The organism is Cryobacterium serini (assembly GCF_004404025.1).
GTDB classification, from domain to species: Bacteria; Actinomycetota; Actinomycetes; order Actinomycetales; family Microbacteriaceae; genus Cryobacterium; species Cryobacterium serini.
Window position 1 is genome coordinate 219,954 of the sequence record NZ_SOHN01000016.1, and the last position, 15,203, is coordinate 235,156.

At 68.0% G+C, this 15,203-nt stretch carries 19 protein-coding genes; 8 read left to right on the forward strand and 11 right to left on the reverse strand.

All coding sequences use genetic code 11. The annotated features are described in order from the left end of the window. The first annotated feature begins 74 nt into the window (after positions 1-74). Positions 75-1,463, forward strand: a complete 1,389-nt coding sequence (locus E3T51_RS13055; RefSeq protein WP_241989321.1) for a dicarboxylate/amino acid:cation symporter — start codon at positions 75-77, stop codon at positions 1,461-1,463. An 8-nt stretch (positions 1,464-1,471) separates the two neighbouring features. Here the strand turns inward: E3T51_RS13055 and E3T51_RS17345 are convergent, their stop codons facing one another. The 5 genes from E3T51_RS17345 to E3T51_RS13065 form a co-directional block, all read right to left on the reverse strand. Then, the gene (locus E3T51_RS17345) at positions 1,472-2,161 is read right to left on the reverse strand and encodes an NAD(P)/FAD-dependent oxidoreductase (protein ID WP_255453238.1); all 690 of its coding nucleotides are present in this window, start codon (positions 2,159-2,161) and stop codon (positions 1,472-1,474) included. Beyond that, on the reverse strand, positions 2,071-2,292 hold the full coding sequence (locus E3T51_RS17190; protein WP_255453243.1) for an FAD-dependent oxidoreductase: 222 nt from the start codon (positions 2,290-2,292) through the stop codon (positions 2,071-2,073). Before E3T51_RS17190 ends, E3T51_RS17345 begins: the two co-directional genes overlap by 91 nt. Next, positions 2,192-2,707 (reverse strand): FAD-dependent oxidoreductase, encoded by a 516-nt coding sequence (locus E3T51_RS17195; RefSeq protein ID WP_241989352.1) that lies wholly within the window; start codon positions 2,705-2,707, stop codon positions 2,192-2,194. Before E3T51_RS17195 ends, E3T51_RS17190 begins: the two co-directional genes overlap by 101 nt. A 666-nt stretch (positions 2,708-3,373) precedes the next feature. Further along, the gene (locus tag E3T51_RS16805; RefSeq protein ID WP_166806472.1) at positions 3,374-3,511 is read right to left on the reverse strand and encodes a hypothetical protein; all 138 of its coding nucleotides are present in this window, start codon (positions 3,509-3,511) and stop codon (positions 3,374-3,376) included. 98 nt (positions 3,512-3,609) lie between these two features. Next, on the reverse strand, positions 3,610-4,935 hold the full coding sequence (locus E3T51_RS13065; protein ID WP_134530202.1) for an MFS transporter: 1,326 nt from the start codon (positions 4,933-4,935) through the stop codon (positions 3,610-3,612). A 160-nt stretch (positions 4,936-5,095) separates the two neighbouring features. On the opposite strand from E3T51_RS13065, the gene E3T51_RS13070 reads away from it, so the two are divergent. Both E3T51_RS13070 and E3T51_RS13075 read left to right on the forward strand, forming a co-directional pair. Next, positions 5,096-5,611 (forward strand): MogA/MoaB family molybdenum cofactor biosynthesis protein, encoded by a 516-nt coding sequence (locus tag E3T51_RS13070; RefSeq protein ID WP_104192559.1) that lies wholly within the window; start codon positions 5,096-5,098, stop codon positions 5,609-5,611. Then, positions 5,611-6,033 (forward strand): molybdenum cofactor biosynthesis protein MoaE, encoded by a 423-nt coding sequence (locus E3T51_RS13075; RefSeq protein WP_134530203.1) that lies wholly within the window; start codon positions 5,611-5,613, stop codon positions 6,031-6,033. Before E3T51_RS13070 ends, E3T51_RS13075 begins: the two co-directional genes overlap by 1 nt. A 106-nt stretch (positions 6,034-6,139) precedes the next feature. Here E3T51_RS13075 and E3T51_RS13080 read toward each other — a convergent pair whose 3' ends face one another. The 6 genes from E3T51_RS13080 to E3T51_RS13105 all read right to left on the reverse strand — a co-directional run bounded on the left by E3T51_RS13080 (position 6,140) and on the right by E3T51_RS13105 (position 10,700). Beyond that, entirely contained in the window at positions 6,140-6,379 is a 240-nt protein-coding gene (locus tag E3T51_RS13080) for a MoaD/ThiS family protein (RefSeq protein WP_134530204.1), read from the reverse strand. Then, the gene (locus tag E3T51_RS13085) at positions 6,379-6,651 is read right to left on the reverse strand and encodes a DUF6457 domain-containing protein (RefSeq protein ID WP_134530205.1); all 273 of its coding nucleotides are present in this window, start codon (positions 6,649-6,651) and stop codon (positions 6,379-6,381) included. Before E3T51_RS13085 ends, E3T51_RS13080 begins: the two co-directional genes overlap by 1 nt. Further along, entirely contained in the window at positions 6,648-7,331 is a 684-nt protein-coding gene (mobA, locus tag E3T51_RS13090) for a molybdenum cofactor guanylyltransferase (protein ID WP_198417870.1), read from the reverse strand. The genes E3T51_RS13085 and mobA overlap by 4 nt, the downstream gene beginning before the upstream one ends. 259 nt (positions 7,332-7,590) lie before the next feature. Next, positions 7,591-8,100 carry a cyclic pyranopterin monophosphate synthase MoaC gene (moaC, locus tag E3T51_RS13095; RefSeq protein ID WP_241989322.1) on the reverse strand — a complete coding sequence of 170 codons (510 nt, stop codon included), beginning with the start codon at positions 8,098-8,100 and terminating at the stop codon, positions 7,591-7,593. After that, a complete protein-coding gene (glp, locus tag E3T51_RS13100; protein ID WP_134530207.1) occupies positions 8,097-9,410 on the reverse strand; it encodes a molybdotransferase-like divisome protein Glp in 1,314 nt (437 codons plus the stop codon). Before glp ends, moaC begins: the two co-directional genes overlap by 4 nt. 3 nt (positions 9,411-9,413) lie before the next feature. After that, a complete protein-coding gene (locus E3T51_RS13105; RefSeq protein ID WP_134530208.1) occupies positions 9,414-10,700 on the reverse strand; it encodes a ThiF family adenylyltransferase in 1,287 nt (428 codons plus the stop codon). Between the two features lie 346 nt (positions 10,701-11,046). Between E3T51_RS13105 and E3T51_RS13110 the strand changes: the two genes are divergently transcribed. The 5 genes from E3T51_RS13110 (at position 11,047) to E3T51_RS13130 (ending at position 15,143) form a co-directional block, all read left to right on the forward strand. Next, a complete protein-coding gene (locus E3T51_RS13110) occupies positions 11,047-11,451 on the forward strand; it encodes a TOBE domain-containing protein (protein ID WP_134530209.1) in 405 nt (134 codons plus the stop codon). Next, entirely contained in the window at positions 11,448-12,227 is a 780-nt protein-coding gene (modA, locus tag E3T51_RS13115) for a molybdate ABC transporter substrate-binding protein (RefSeq protein ID WP_134530210.1), read from the forward strand. The genes E3T51_RS13110 and modA overlap by 4 nt, the downstream gene beginning before the upstream one ends. Positions 12,228-12,519: 292 nt before the next feature. Next, complete coding sequence (locus tag E3T51_RS13120) at positions 12,520-13,302, forward strand: ABC transporter permease (protein WP_104192567.1); 783 nt, start codon at positions 12,520-12,522, stop codon at positions 13,300-13,302. Positions 13,303-13,324: 22 nt separating this feature from the next. Further along, entirely contained in the window at positions 13,325-14,518 is a 1,194-nt protein-coding gene (locus E3T51_RS13125; protein ID WP_241989323.1) for a sulfate/molybdate ABC transporter ATP-binding protein, read from the forward strand. Between the two features lie 112 nt (positions 14,519-14,630). Beyond that, positions 14,631-15,143, forward strand: coding sequence for a mycothiol transferase (locus E3T51_RS13130; protein WP_134530211.1), 513 nt, complete (start codon positions 14,631-14,633; stop codon positions 15,141-15,143). The last annotated feature ends 60 nt before the right edge of the window (positions 15,144-15,203 follow it).

The window sequence follows — 15,203 nt, forward strand, 5'->3', positions numbered from 1 at the left end:
CTCAAGGGGCTCCCGCCGCGCGGGTCAGGGGGCGTCGGCGTGACTCACGAATGACAATAGAAAGTGTCGAACCAGTGGCTTCAGTAATTCCCAGCAGTTCCCGCGGCAGCAGATTTCCCAAATGGGTGCGCTCGTTTGGCGTTCAGATCATCGCCGCGCTCATCATCGGTCTCGGCCTCGGACTCGTGGCCAAATACACCGGCAGTACCGAAGCAAATCCCAACGGTCTCGGTGCGACCCTGAAAATTATCGGGTCGAGCTACGTTTCGCTGCTGCAAGCTGCCGTCGTACCGCTCATCTTCACCGCAGTGGTCAGCTCCATCGCGAACCTGCGCGAAGTGTCGAACGCGGCGAAGCTGGCCTGGAACACCCTTCTCTGGTTTGCAATCACCGCGTTGATTGCCGTTCTGATCGGCATCGGACTGGGCGTGCTGGTGCGACCGGGAGCGGGAACGGGCATCACCGAGAACGCCGAATACACCGGCAAGACCGGCGACTGGTGGGCATTTCTGACCGGGCTCTTTCCGAAGAACTTCCTCGGCCTCGGCGCCAACACCTCCGTCGTTGATGGCATCGCGAGCACCACCGTCAGCTTCAACGTGTTGCAGATTCTCGTCATCGCCATCGTGGTGGGCATTGCAGCGTTGAAGGTGGGCAAAGCGGCCGAGCCATTCCTAAACCTCAACGCCTCGGCTCTCGCGGTCATTCAAAAGGTGCTCTGGTGGATTATTCGCGTCGCGCCGCTCGGCACGATCGGCCTGATCGGAAACGCGGTCGCGGTTTACGGCTGGGACACCATGGGGTCGCTGGGCAAGTTCGCCGTCACCATCTACATCGGCCTGATCCTGGTACTGTTCGTGGTCTACCCGGTGCTGATCAAGTCTCACGGTCTCTCCGTCAAGCAGTACTACTCCGGTGTCTGGCCGGCCGTTCAGCTGGGCTTCGTGTCACGTTCATCCATCGGCACCCTTCCGCTGACGCAGCGCGTCACGGAGCGCAGCCTGGGCGTACCGCGCGGATACGCATCCTTCGCTGTTCCCCTGGGAGCGACGACCAAGATGGACGGTTGCGCGGCGATCTACCCCGCCGTCGCCGCCATCTTTGTGGCTGAGTTCTTTGGAATTCAGCTGGACCTCACCCAGTACCTTCTTATCGTTTTGGTATCCGTACTGGGTTCTGCGGCCACGGCCGGCACCACGGGCGCCGTCGTCATGCTGACGCTGACCCTGTCAACGCTGGGTCTGCCGCTGGCCGGGGTTGGCCTGCTGCTGGCCATCGATCCGCTCATCGACATGGGCCGCACCGCCGTGAACGTAGCGGGTCAGGCCCTCGTGCCCACGATCGTGGCCAAGCGCCAGGGCATCCTTGACGAGACGCTGTACAACGCCCCGCGAACCTCGCAGCCCTTTACCGACGATGTGGCAGAGCCGGCGCCGAACGAGCTGGTCGACCAGAAGGTCTAGCCGGCGGCTTAGACCTGGCCCAGGGGGATCGACTCGTTGGCGAGCCGGACCGGATCGACCGGTTCGGCCCGCCGGATGAGCGCCTGCACGGCGTCGTTGACGTCCCAGACATTGACGTTCATACCGGCGACCACCCGGCCGGCGTTCTGCCAGAAGACGATGAATGCGCCGCTGACGGGGTCGCCGCGGTAGACCAGATCGGCGCCGCGAGTGAGCGGGCCGAAGCCGGAATACTCCATGCCGAGGTCGAACTGGTCGGTGTAGAAGTACGGAATGGCGTCGAAGGACACGTTCTGGCCAAGCATCGCCCGGGCGGCAGCGGGGCCACCGTTCACGGCATTGGCCCAGTGTTCGCTGCGCAGGTGCTGCGAAATAAGCGGATGCTCGGCGTTAGCCACATCGCCGGCCGCAAACACGTGCGGATCGCTCGTTTGCAGGCTCGCGTCGACCAGGATTCCATTGTCGACCCCGAGCTGCGCCTTCTCAGCCAGTTCCACGTTCGGAACCGCGCCGATACCCACCAGCACGAGGTCGGCGGGCACAGTTTCACCGTCGGCAAGTATCACGCCGGTGACCTGACCGCTGCTTCCGATCAGGCTTTCAACGCTCACGGAGCGGCGGATGACCACGCCATTGTGCTCGTGCTGGGTCGCGAACAGGTTGCCCAGTTCGTCGCCGAGGGCCGCCGCGAGCGGCACCGCACCGCACCGCGCTCGAGAACGGTCACCTCATTGCCGAAGGTTCGAGCCGTCGCGGCGACCTCCAGGCCGATCCAACCGGACCCCACGACGACGAGACGTCTGCCGCCGGCGGCCAGCAGGGAATGCAGAAGCTCGGTGTCGTCGAGGGTGCGCAGGTAGTGCACCCCCGCCGAGGGTCGCGCCGGGCACGGTCAGGCGTCGGGGCCGCGACCCTGTGGTCAGCAGCAGCCGATCGTAACGCCTGGATTCGCCATCATCGGTCCTGACTCGGTGTGCCGCGAGGTCGAGGTCGACCGCGCGCGTGCCGGGGTGAAATTGCACGTCGCGGTCGGTGTACCAGCTCTTGCTTTCGACGAAGACCGACGCCCGGTCGGTGGTGCCGGCGAGATACTCCTTCGACAGCGGCGGTCGAATATAGGGAAGGTGTTCCTCGGCCCCGATCAGGTGAATCTCACCATCGAAGCCCTCATCGCGCAGCGCACCGGCTGCGCTCGCGCCTGCGAGCGACGCCCCGACGATGACAAAAGTCTGCTGACCGGCCATATCGTGGTCCTCCCTCGAAGTGTGCTCTGACTGTACTGCGTTTGGCGGCTTGGGCGAGGGCTGGCGGTTTGCGGGCGGTTTGCGGGCGGTGGGGCGGGGTCTGTGCGGGAGGCCGGTGAACCGAATCCGCGGTGGGGCGGCATCCGTTTGTTTGGGACGGGTCGTGTCACGAGGGAGCTAGCGGGCTGCGTCCGGAGGCTGGCCGTGTCCGTTGGTCGAGCGTGTCGAGACCGCCATCGACGCTTCTGCCCGACTGCTTGTCTCCTCCCATGCTTCGGGCCGTCCTCCGCGGGCACTACGCCAATACGCGGGGTTTGCGCCAGTGCGCGCAAGTTGCGGCTGCGGGCATCCATTGGGTTGGGCCACGTTCCGCGGGAGGTACGCCAGTGCGCGGGAGTTGTAGCCTGGCCAGAGCTCCCGCGTCACGCGTTACGCGGGGGCTGCGCAGCTGCGCGGGAGTTGCAACTCCCGCACAGCGGCGCAACTGCCGCGCAGCGCGAAGTGGTGGCAACCGACCGGCCGCGACGCGAGCATTTGGGGGTGGCGGGCGGTTTGCGGGCGGTGGCGCGGGGTCTGTTCGGGAGGCGGGTGACTCGGATCCGCGGTGGGGCGGCATCCGCTTCAAGGGGTGCCCGACGGATGTCCCGCGCGGGTCGCACAGGCAGCTCAGCTCGGCGAGACCACCGTGTCGCAACGCCAACAGGTGGCCGGCAACTCACCGGCGACGTAGGCGCCGCACTCCGGGCAGACCTGTTCGAGCCAGCAGACCGGGTCGCCGCCTGATGGTTCTTCATAGCTGGTCATCGTTGACCTCCTCAGTTGAGTATGACCTGCGTGCTGGCAGAAAAAAACCCGAAGCCCCCCGCTGGAGGAGAAGGGGACTTCGGGTTGCTGGGGGAGCGTCAGCTCGGGTTGGGTGCGCCGGGACGCGCGTAATAGAACCAGGCCAGGCCGGTGCAGAGCACGCAGAACGCGGAGCAGCCGATGAAGAAGGTGGTCGGGGTCATGGCGGTCAGGGCCATGCCGACGATGAACGGTCCAAAGGCGGCGATCGCTGCGGTCCAGCCGATTGCTCCGCCGGCCTGCCGCTTGGGGAAGATCATCGGCATCTGCTTGAACGTTCCGGCATTGGCCAGGCCGGAGAAGAAGAAGATGATGATCATGCCGGTGAGAAAACCGGAGAACTCCTCCACGCTGGTCGGGGTGAGAAAGAACACGGTGACCAGGGTTCCCACGGCCATGCCGGCGCCGCCGATGAAGGTGAAGATGGCGCCGCCGAACCGGTCGCAGAGCGGCCCGGACGCTGCGCGTACGAGGGCGCCGACGACGGGGCCGATGAAGGCGAAGGCGAGCGGGTTGGGAGCATCCGGAAAGTCGCCGTAAACGTTGAGGATGATCAGGCCCATCTGCGCGGCCAGGCCGCTGAACGCGCCGAAGCTCATAAGGTAGATGGCGGTCATGATCCAGGTGTGCTTGACCTGGAAGATGTCGAGCTGCTGTTTGAAGTTGGCCTTGATCGGCACACGCTTGAGAAAGAGGAGGGCGAGGACGATCGCGAGGATCACCCAGGGAATGAGCACGAGTCCGCCGTTGTGCAGCCAGACCAGTTCACCATTCGAGTCGCTCTCCGGCGTGAGGGCGGCGGTGCCGAGCAGGCCGAAACCGACCACCCACGGGGTGAGTAGCTGAATGAGACCGATGCCGAAGTTGCCGAGCCCCGCCTGCAGGCCCAGGGCGGTTCCGGCCAGGCGCTTGGGAAAGAAATAGCTCGTCGAGGCCATGAAGCCCGAGAAGCTGCCGCCGCCGATACCCGCGGCGAACGAGAGTGCCAAAAGCACCCAGTAGGGGGTGGAGACGTCACGGGCGACGAGGGTCCAGCCGATCATCGGCAGCAGCAGCAGGGCGCTCGACAGGGCGACGAGTACGCGGGTGCCGAGAATCGGCGGCAAAAACATGAAGATGAGTCGCAACAGGCCGGCGGCGAGGCCCGGCAGCGCGACCAGCCAGTACAGCTGGCTGGTGCTGAGGTCGAAGCCGATGTCGTTCAGGCGCGGGGCGATCGCGCTAACCAGATACCAGGCCGCGAAACCGAGGGTCATGCTGAAAGTGGTGATCCACAGGGTGCGCCACGCGAGGCGTGAATCCCACGTTTCGTCGTGTTCCGGATCCCAGTTGGAGAGGTCCGGCTTCAGCGTGGACGTAACGCGTGGTGGTAAGACGGTTGACATGGGCTTCCTCGGCTGGGTGTCGGGCATACGGCCCGCTTCGTGACCAGCCTGTTCTTTTGCCGTTCGGCGTGCACCGCACAAACACCGTGACAAATGATTTCGGCTCACAGCGGATGCCGGTAGCCGAATCACGCTGGCTGCGTCGCGGTACTGTAGAACGGTGAAAACTCAGCTCAAGCTTGGTGCCGAACTCGGGGCCGTCGTGATCACCGTGTCTGATCGCTCGTCGCGCGGGGAGCGCGAAGACCGGTCGGGACCGGCCACCGTCGATGCGCTCGCGGAGGTCGGCATTCCGTGCGGGCCGCCGCGGGTGGTGCCCGACGGGATCGAGAGTGTGGCGGGAGCCATCCTGGCCGCGCTCGGCGATGGTGCCCGCCTCATCGTGACGACCGGAGGTACCGGCGTGTCGGCGCGCGATCTCACACCCGAGGGCACGGCGACCGTGCTCCACACGACTCTGCCGGGAATTTCCGAGCGGATGCGCGCCTTGAGCGCCGCGACGATCCCCACCGCGGTACTGTCCCGCGGCATCGCCGGCATCGCCGATTCGGTCGGCAACAACGGTGCTTTGGTCGTGAACCTGCCCGGTTCGACCGGCGCGGTGCGCGACGGTGTGGCCATTCTTGCGCCGCTCGTACGGCACATCATCGACCAGCTTGACGGGGGTGACCACTGATGGCTGCTGGCTTCGCTCTGGTCACCGAGTCGTCGCTCGACGTGGGTGAGCACCTGTCGGCGGTGTCCGATGTGACCCACGGCGCAGTGGTGACGTTCATCGGGCAGGTGCGCGATCACGATCCGGATGCTTCCGGCCGCGTCACGGGCCTCGACTACAGTGCGCATCCCGACGCGGGGCGCATCATCGGTGAGATCGCTGACCGGGTGCGGGGGAAGCATCCGCTCGTGGTGCTGGCGGTCAGTCACCGCATCGGGCACCTTGAGGTCGGCGACCTCGCCCTCGTCGCGGTCGTTGCGAGCGCGCACCGCGGCGACGCTTTTGCTGCCTGCGAGAGCCTCGTGGAGGCCGTGAAGGCAGAAGTTCCAATCTGGAAGAAGCAGTACGAGGTCGACGGAACGCATTCCTGGGTCGGTTTGTAGGGTCGGACAGAACTGCGGAGATCTGCGCGAAAGACACCGCGTCAGCGCAGGCGATCGGGGTCTTCTAGCCGCCAATCTCCGCAGGTGTCAACGAGGTCCAGGCTATTCAGCCGCCGGCGAAGGGCGGGAGCACGTCGACCGCGTCGGTGGGCGCGAGCCTGACCGCGTCATCGCCGGCGCGGGCGCCGTTCACCAGCAGGGAACACAATCCCAGCACGCGTACGAACTCGGTGCCGTAGGCCTCGCCGAGTTGGGTCCGCAGCTCGCCGATCGTGCCAGCGTCGAGCGTGGCTGTTTCGGTCTGGGCGGCTTCGGCTGCGCCGGCAAAGAATCGCAGGGTCGCCATCAGGGCTTCTCGGGGGCCCAGTCGAGGGCGAGTTCGCTCGCGGCGGCGCAGGCAGCTTCAATATCGGCGCCCGTCCCACCGTTTTTCGCGGCGGCGAGGCCGATCAGAAAGGTGCTGAGCGGAGCGGCCGGCCGGGCCACATTGTGGGCAATATCGCGGGCCGCATCGAGCAGGTCTCCCACCGGCACGTCGGCCGGGTCGAGCTGGAGCCGGTCGGCGAGAGCGGTGAGCCACTCATCGAGCGCTTCGGGAGGCAACGGTGTAGAGCTCATTGGGGGTCACTCCTCGGGTCGGACAGAATTGTCGGAGCACCGGCCAGGCGAGCGGTGCTGCGCTTAACATCTTCCCACGTGTCCACGTCAGCACCGGCTTCGGATTCGTCCAGCAGCCCCATGAGGTGTAGTCCCGCGAGCAGCTCACGCATGCTGGCACCATTGACGCCATCGCCGAGTCGGGCCACAGCGGCGCGCAGGGCGGGTGCCCGGTAGATCCCGGCAAGCCATTGGGCATGGCCGGTGTCGTCGGTGAGGTGCAGGCCTTCGGTCTGTTCACCGATGGTCTGTTCACCGACGGTCTCGAGAGCGGATGCTGCCGCGACGAGCAGGCGCGCGGCATCCGCTCCCCAGGGCAGATCGCAGGCGAGTACGAGCACCCAATCGGCGTTCGCCTCGAGCGCTGTGAGGCCGGCCGCTATGCCGGCCACCGGGCCGCCGAACGGTGGATCTTCGAGGGCCCAGATCAGGGCATCGCTCACTCGCTCGCCGGCGGCGGGCCGAGCGGCGGGCGGTCCGACGACGACAGCGTGCCGGGCGACCGGGCGAGCGTCGAGAACCCGGGAGAGCAGGGTGCGCCCGGCAACCTCGACCGCGGGCTTGAGCGCGCCGCCGAGTCGGCTGCCGCGTCCGCCGGCGAGCACGATCAAATCGACCGTGGCGCCTGCAGCCGACTTCACGCCGCCGGCCGGGGAGATGGGCGCGCCTGATTTCGGTGGATGCTTCGGTAACCGGCAACGCGGTTGCCGAATGTGGGCGCGCTCGTGGCGCCGCATCCGTTTTGTGCGGCGGACTTCACGCCGCCGGCCGGGGAGATGGGCGCGCCTGATTTCGGTGGATGCTTCGGTAACCGGTAACCGGCAACGCGGTTGCCGAATGTGGGCGCGCTCGTGGCGCTGCATCCGTTTTGTCCGGCGGATGTGCCGGGAACTGGCCAGGTCAAGCGCGCAGCCAGTCGCCGCTCTTGCCGCCGCTCTTGGCGAGCAGGCGCACGTTCTCGATCGTGACGGATTTATCGAGGCCCTTGACCATGTCGACGACGGCCAGGGCAGCGACCGAGACGGCGGTGAACGCCTCCATTTCGACGCCGGTGCGGTCGGCGGTGCGCACGGTGGCGGTGATGCTGACGCCGTCATCGTCGACGACGAGGTCGACGACAGCGCCGTGCACGCCGATTACGTGGGCCAGTGGGAGCAGGTCGGCGGTCTTCTTGGCGCCCTGGATTCCGGCGATGCGGGCCACGGCGAGCACGTCGCCCTTGGGCGCGGTGCCGTCACGGAGGGCGGCGATCACTCTCGCGCCACAGCGCACGAAGCCGGCGGCGGTGGCGCTGCGCACGGTCGGAACCTTGTTGGTCACGTCGACCATGCGAGCCTGTCCGGCCGAATCGAGGTGGGTGAATAGCTGTGCGGGCATAACCGCTCCGGTCGTGTCGGTGGTGTGCGTCATGATGTCAGCATGACAGTGATGAGGTCGCCGCCGCGAATGTGAGTCGTGTCTTCGGCGATGATGGCGAGTCCGTTGGCCTGCGCGAGGCCGGCGACGAGGTGTGAGCCCGAGCCGCCGCGGGAGGCCGGGCGTGCTTCCATGCTGTCTTCGGTGCCATCGGTACGGTGCGTGACGATGACGGGCATGTACTGGGCGCGTCCGGGCGGGGAACGCCAGTCATCGACGACGGTAGCTGTGATCGTGCGCCGCTGCAGGCTCCCGTGCCCGAGCAGACGCCGCAGAGCGGGTCGCACGAACACCTCGAATGAGACGTAGGCGCTGACCGGGTTGCCGGGCAGGGCGAAGATGAGCGGTCCGGGCACATTGTCGGTAGCGGGCCAGCGGCCGAAACCCTGCGGCTTACCGGGTTGCATCTTGACCGGTCCGAAGTCGACGGTACCGAGCGGCTTCAGCACGGCTTTGACCACGTCGTACGCTCCGACGCTCACCCCGCCGGAGAGCACGATCACGTCGACTTTGCCGACCAGCTCGGTGAGCACCGCGCGCAGCACGTCGTCGTCGTCGGGCACGGCGCCGATCCGAACGGCGCTACCGCCGGCCTCGGCGACGGCCGCCGAGAGCAGAAAGGAGTTCGAGTCGGGAATCTGGCCGCGACGCGTCGGGCTGCCGGGAGTGACGAGTTCGCTGCCGGTCGAGATCACGGCCACCCGTGGAGCGGGGTGCACGAGTACCGTGCTGGTTCCGGCGCTCGCCGCTGCGGCGACCCGGGTGGGCCAGAGCACGCTGCCCGTGCGCAGCACCCGGTCGCCGGCGTGGGCGTCTTCGCCGGCCCGGCGGATGTGTGCCGCGGGCTCGGGTGCTCGAACGACGGTGACCTGTTCGGTGCCCTGGTCGGTGTCTTCGATCGGCACGACGGCATCCGCCCCGTCGGGAATCGGCGCTCCCGTCATGATGCGCGCGACCTGCCCGGGTGCCAGAGCCGGGTTCTGGTCCGTTCCGGCGGCGAGGTCGGCCACGACGGGCAGGGTGATCGGGTTGTGAGCGGTTGCTTCGAGCAGGTCGGTGCGGATAACGGCGTAGCCGTCCATGGCGGAGTTGTCGAAGGGAGGCGTATCGGTCACCGTGAGTACGTCTTCGGCCAGCACGAGCCCGCGGGCCTCGTCGAGCTCGACCCGCACGGGCGGCAGGGGATCGACACTGCCGAGCACGATCGCGAGTTGCTCGGCAACGCTTCGCGCGGTTGCGGCGGGCGCGCAGGCATCCGCCCGATCGGTGTGCGAGTGCCCGTGTGTGCGTTCGGTGTCAGTCACGGGCTAGACCTGGCTGTCGGACTGGTCGGCGTTGCCGGCGTCGCTCGTCGAGGCGTGCCGCCCGGCCGGGACGGGCTCTGGTTCGGTCCAGCGGCTGCCGACACCCGGGGCGCCCCCGGCGGTGACGAGGTCATCCCAGGCGAGGATCCCGCCACTGAGCACCGAGACATCGGTGAATCCCGCCTCACGCAGCGCGTTCGCGGCGCGGGCGGCCCGGCCGCCGGCGTGGCAGTGCACGATCAGCGGGGTGTTTTGGGGCAGCGCGGCGCGGCCACTGTCCGAGACCACCCCATTGGTGAGAAGCTCACCGATGGGCAGGAGCTGGGCCGTCGGAATCGAGCTTTCGGCGAATTCATTCGGCTCGCGCACGTCCACGACGAGAAATTTGTCGGTGCCGGCGCTCTGGGCGGCGAGGCGGTGAACAAGTTCCACGCTTGAGACCTCGGGGTAGCTCGTCATGGCAGCCCGGGCGAGCTCGCCGGCGATCTCGGCGGCGGTCGGCTCGGCGGCAATGCCGGTTCCGAGCAACGGAATCTCGCTGAACCGACCCGACAGCGCGTCAATCACGAGCACCCGGCCGATCAGCGGCGTGCCGATCCCGGTGATGAGCTTGATGGTTTCGGTCGCCATGAGCGACCCGACCTGGCCGCACAGCGCTCCGAGCACACCGGCGTCGGCGCAGTTGGGCACTTCGCCCTCGGCCGGTGGCGTCGGAAACAGGTCGCGCAGGTGCACTCCGGTGACGCCGCTACCGACCGGCGGAGTGGCCCAGAACACTGAGAGCTGGGCGTCGAATCGCAAAACGGATGCCCACACCAGCGGCAGCCCGAGCCGCGCGCAGGTGTCGTTCACGAGGAACCGGGTTGGAAAGTTGTCGGTGCCGTCGATGACGATGTCGTAGCCGCCGATGATCTCGGCGGCGTTGCTCGCCACGAGGCGCTCGGAGTGCCGGACGACCGTGGTTTCCGGAGCGATCTCGGCGATGCGCTCGGCCGCGCTGTCTACCTTGGGGCGGCCGACATCCGCTTGCCCGTGAACGATCTGGCGCTGCAGGTTGCTCGGTTCCACGTCGTCACCGTCGACAATGCCGATGGTGCCAACGCCGGCCGCTGCGAGGTAGAGCAGGGCGGGGGAGCCGAGCCCACCGGCGCCGAGCACGAGCACTCGGGCGTTGGCGAGGCGGCGCTGACCGAGTTCATTGAGCTGCGGGAGGCGGCGTTGGCGGGCGGTGCGCACGGATTCTAAGGCGCTGAGCCGATCAACGGGCTCGACAAGGGGAGGAATAGCCATGGCTTAACGCTAGGCGCTGCGCGGCCCCTCGGCCACCAGCTGGGCGGGAGGCTGCCGCCCAACCGCCCAACCGCCCTGCAGAGCGCATAACTCCTGCAATCTGTCGCCGCCGCCGTCACTCTGCTCCTATCTGAGCGGAACCTACCAGTCGAACTCAGCAATTTGCAGGAGTTATGCGCATGGCGCGGGTGAGACCGACGTGCTTTCTGGAACAACACAGAGTGGTTCGCGGGCCAGCCCGACCTGGTTTCTCGGACGGCAAGGAGTGGTATCCGCGACAGCCGAGAGTGGTTTCCTAAACAACCGGACGGGTTAAAACCGCAGATGCGGTGCTATCGTGCCATTCATGACGCAATATCGGATCAGTGAGGCCGCCGAGCTGCTCGGCGTCAGCGACGACACCGTACGACGCTGGGTCGACGGTGGCCGTCTTGCAGCGGATGCCGACGCCTCCGGTCGCCTCGCCGTCGACGGAACCGCGCTCGCGGCCTTCGCGGTCGATCAGGCGAGCACCCCGACCGACCCGTCGAGCGTGGGCCGCAGCGCCCGCAACCGGTTCGTGGGCATCGTCACCGCCATCACGATGGACACGGTTATGGCCCAGGTCGAACTGCAGTGTGGCCCGCACCGCGTGGTCTCGCTCATGTCGAGCGAGGCCGTGCGTGAACTCGGCCTCGAGATCGGTTCGCTCGGTGTTGCCGTGATCAAGGCCACCAACGTGATCGTCGAAACTCCAGGACGGATGCCGTGACCCGCCCGGCCCTCGCAGCCCTGGCCGTGCTCGCCCTGGCCCTCACCGGCTGTGCACCATCGAACGCCTCGGACACCGGTCGACCGAGCGCGAGTGGCCTTGCGCCCCAGACCCTCAGCGTCTACGCCGCAGCGTCCCTCACCGGTGCCTTCGACGAGCTCGCCACCCTGCTCGAAGACCAGAATCCGGCCGTCGACGTGCAGGTCACCTATGACGGGTCCTCCACCCTCGCCACCCAGATCGCGGCCGGCGCCCCCGCCGATGTGTTTGCCAGTGCCGACCAGAAGAACCTGCAGCCGCTCGCCGACGACGCACTGGTCGGCCCCGCCACCGTGTTCGCCGGTAACACCCTCCGTATTGCGGTCGCCCCCGGCAACCCGCTCCAGATCGAGACCCTGCAAGATCTCGCCCGCCCCGGCGTGATCACCGTGCTGTGCGCGGCGCAGGTGCCGTGCGGCGCGGCATCCGCCAGCCTGCTCGCCAACGCGGGCGTCAGCCTCACACCCGCGAGCGAGGAACAGAATGTGACGGCCGTCGTCACTAAGATCGCCGGGGGTGAAGCGGATGCCGGCCTCGTCTACGCGACAGACGTCGCCGCCAACCCCGACCGTATCCAGGGCGTAACCCCGGCCGGAGCGGATGCGGTCGTCGGGCACTATCCGATCGCGGTCGTAGCCGACAGCGCGCACGCCGCGGCCGCCCAGGCTTTCGTCGACCTGGTGCTCTCGCCGGCTGGTCAGGCAGTGCTCGCCGCCCACGGGTTTCTCGCTCCGTGACGGTTCTTTGCCGCCCGGGCCCGGGCCCGGAAACCGGGCCCACGATAGATCATGGGCCCACCGACCGGGCCCGGGCCCGGAACGAGACGCACATTGCGCGGCATATCGCTATCGGCACAGGCGGGCCCGGAACGGCGAACGTCCCCGGATGCGGGATCGCGCGACCGGGCCCACCTTATGCAACCGGGCCCACGATAGATCATGGGCCCACCGACCGGGCCCGGGCCCGGGAAGTCACGGCCAGAGGCGGCATCCACCGGTGCGCACGCCCGGCGCACCGGAAGCGGCGCGCATGATCCCCCGCCTGCTCTATCTGCCCGCGAGCATCGGCCTGGCCCTGCTCGTTCTGCCACTCGCCGGTCTGCTGCTCCAGGTCGACTGGCCCGGCCTGCCCGCTTTGCTCCTCTCACAAGAAGCCCTGCAGCCGCTGGGGTTATCGCTGGCGACAGCATCCGTTTCGACGGTGCTCTGCCTGCTGCTCGGCGTGCCGCTGGCCGTCGTCATCGCCCGATCGCAGCCGCGCGTGGCCGGCCTGTTACGCGCGCTCGTGACCGTGCCGCTCGTGTTGCCGCCCCTCGTCGGAGGCATCGCGCTGCTCTCCCTGTTGGGACGCGGCGGCGTGCTCGGCAGCACCCTCGAACTTGCTGGGCTGCGCATTCCGTTCACGACGGCCGCGGTCGTTATCGCGCAAACCTTCGTTGCCCTGCCCTTCCTGGTGATCGCGGTCGAGGGCGCCCTGCGCACCGCCGGGGTGCGCTACGAACGCGTTGCCGCGACCCTCGGCGCCGGTCGCGGAACGGTCTTCGCCCGCATCACGCTGCCGCTGGTGGCCCCCGGCCTGCTCGCCGGAACCGTTTTGAGCTTTGCCCGCGCCCTCGGAGAGTTTGGCGCGACAGCCCTGTTCGCCGGCAATCAAGCTGGCGTCACCCGCACCATGCCCCTCGCCATCTACACCGCCTTCAACGGCTCTGGCGTGACGACCGACCAGGCCGTTGCCCTGTCGTTGCTGCTCATAGCGGTCGCCGTGATCATCCTCGTGCTGGTTGGAACCCGTCGAGCGAGCGTACTCTCGTGAACCCGCTAGGAGCGGATATTTCGTGACCCCCGCCCTCTGGAAATCCGCCGCCAATGCCCTGCTCGAGGCGAATCTGCAGCTCACTCGCGGCTCGTTCACCCTCGACCTGCAGCTCACCCTCGCGCCCGGTGAGGTGCTCGCGCTCCTCGGCCCGAACGGCTCGGGCAAGTCAACCGTGCTCGACCTGCTCGCCGGCCTCGCCACCCCCGACGCTGGAACCGTCACGATCGACGGCGCCGTCCTGACCGGGCCGGGGCGTTTCGTAGCACCCGAACGACGGGGTATCGGCCTGCTCGGTCAAGACTCCCTGCTGTTTCCGCATCTGAGTGCCCGCGCCAACGTGGCGTTCGCGTTACGCGTTGGCGAAGCGCGACTGACCGCCGCCCAGGCCCGAAAAGAGGCCGACCGCTGGCTCGACCGCGTCGGCCTGCACGACCTCGGTGACAGCAAGCCCGGCGCCCTCTCCGGGGGACAGCAGCAGCGGGTCGCCCTCGCCCGCGCCCTGGCGGCCGGCCCGCGCGTGCTCCTGCTCGACGAACCGATGGCCGCCCTCGACGCCGAGACCGCCCCGTTCATGCGCCAGCTCATCCGCGAGCAGCTTGCCGACACCGGCACGAGCGCCATCATCGTCACCCACGACATCGTCGACGCGGTCGTACTCGCAAATCGAGTCGCCGTGCTGCACGACGGCGCACTCATCGACGAGGGCACGACCGCCGAGGTGCTCGCAGCCCCGCGCAATCCGTTCGTCGCGGCCCTCGCCGGGGTCAACCTTGTCGTCGGTACCGTGCAGAACGGCGCCGTCGTCGCCCCCGATGGCCGCATTTTCTGGGTGCGTCCAGCGGATGCCGCCACCCTCGACTTCCCTGTTGCACCCTCCAGCCCGACCGCAGCTGCCCCGGCCTTGGCGAGCTCCGCGCCTCACGCCGCGGCCGTCACTGGGTGCGAGCAGCACGCTCTGGCCGCGGCGGTCTTTCGCCCGACATCCGTCGTCGTGCAAACAGAGCAGCCGCGTCACGCGAGCCCCCGCAACGTCTGGTCGGCCCGGGTGACCGCCATCGAGCCGGGCAGCGGCGGCGTGCGCCTGCGCACGAGCGGTGACCCCGAGGTCATCGCCGAACTTACTCCCGCCGCGGTCGCCGATCTCGGCCTGCAGCTCGGTTCGGCGGTCTGGCTCTCGGTCAAGGCAACAGAGGTCAGCGCCTACCGTCGGTAGCGCTCCCCGTGCCGGCGGCCCGAAGCATCACTGCGCTGGTCCGGGCCAGGGCCCCGACTTCGGGGGCTTATGCGTCAGCCGGGGTACGTTAGGAGCACGACTAAGGAGAGCTATGACCCTGTCCGAACTGCTCATCGAAGAGTTTTCCCGTATCCAGGGCAGCGTGCGCGCGGCCCTGAAGAATGCGACTGTCGCCACCCTGACGTATCGAGTGGATGCCGACGCCAACACGATTGCCTGGCTCACCTGGCATCTGTCCCGCCTGCAGGACGACCACATCGCCGACCTGGCCGGCACCGAGCAGGTGTACACCGGGCAGGGGTGGGCCGAACGATTCGACCTGCCGTTCGCGCCGAAGCGGATCGGCTATGGCTTCACCTCCGCCGAGGTCGCCGCCGTTCGCGCCGACGCGGCCCTGCTTGGCGGCTACTATGACGCCGTACACACCGCGACGCTGGCCTATCTGAGCAGTCTGAGCGCGGCGGAGCTGGACCGGGTCGTCGACGATTCCTGGACCCCCGCCGTCACGGTCGGCGTGCGCCTCGCAAGTGTGCTCTCCGACGACCTGCAGCACGCCGGCCAGGCCGCCTTTGTGCGCGGTCTCGCCGACCGCGCCGGCGCCTAAGCTGACTGCGCCCGCCGGCGCCGCCATCCGACCTGATCCGACCGGGCCCCTGCAGGCTCG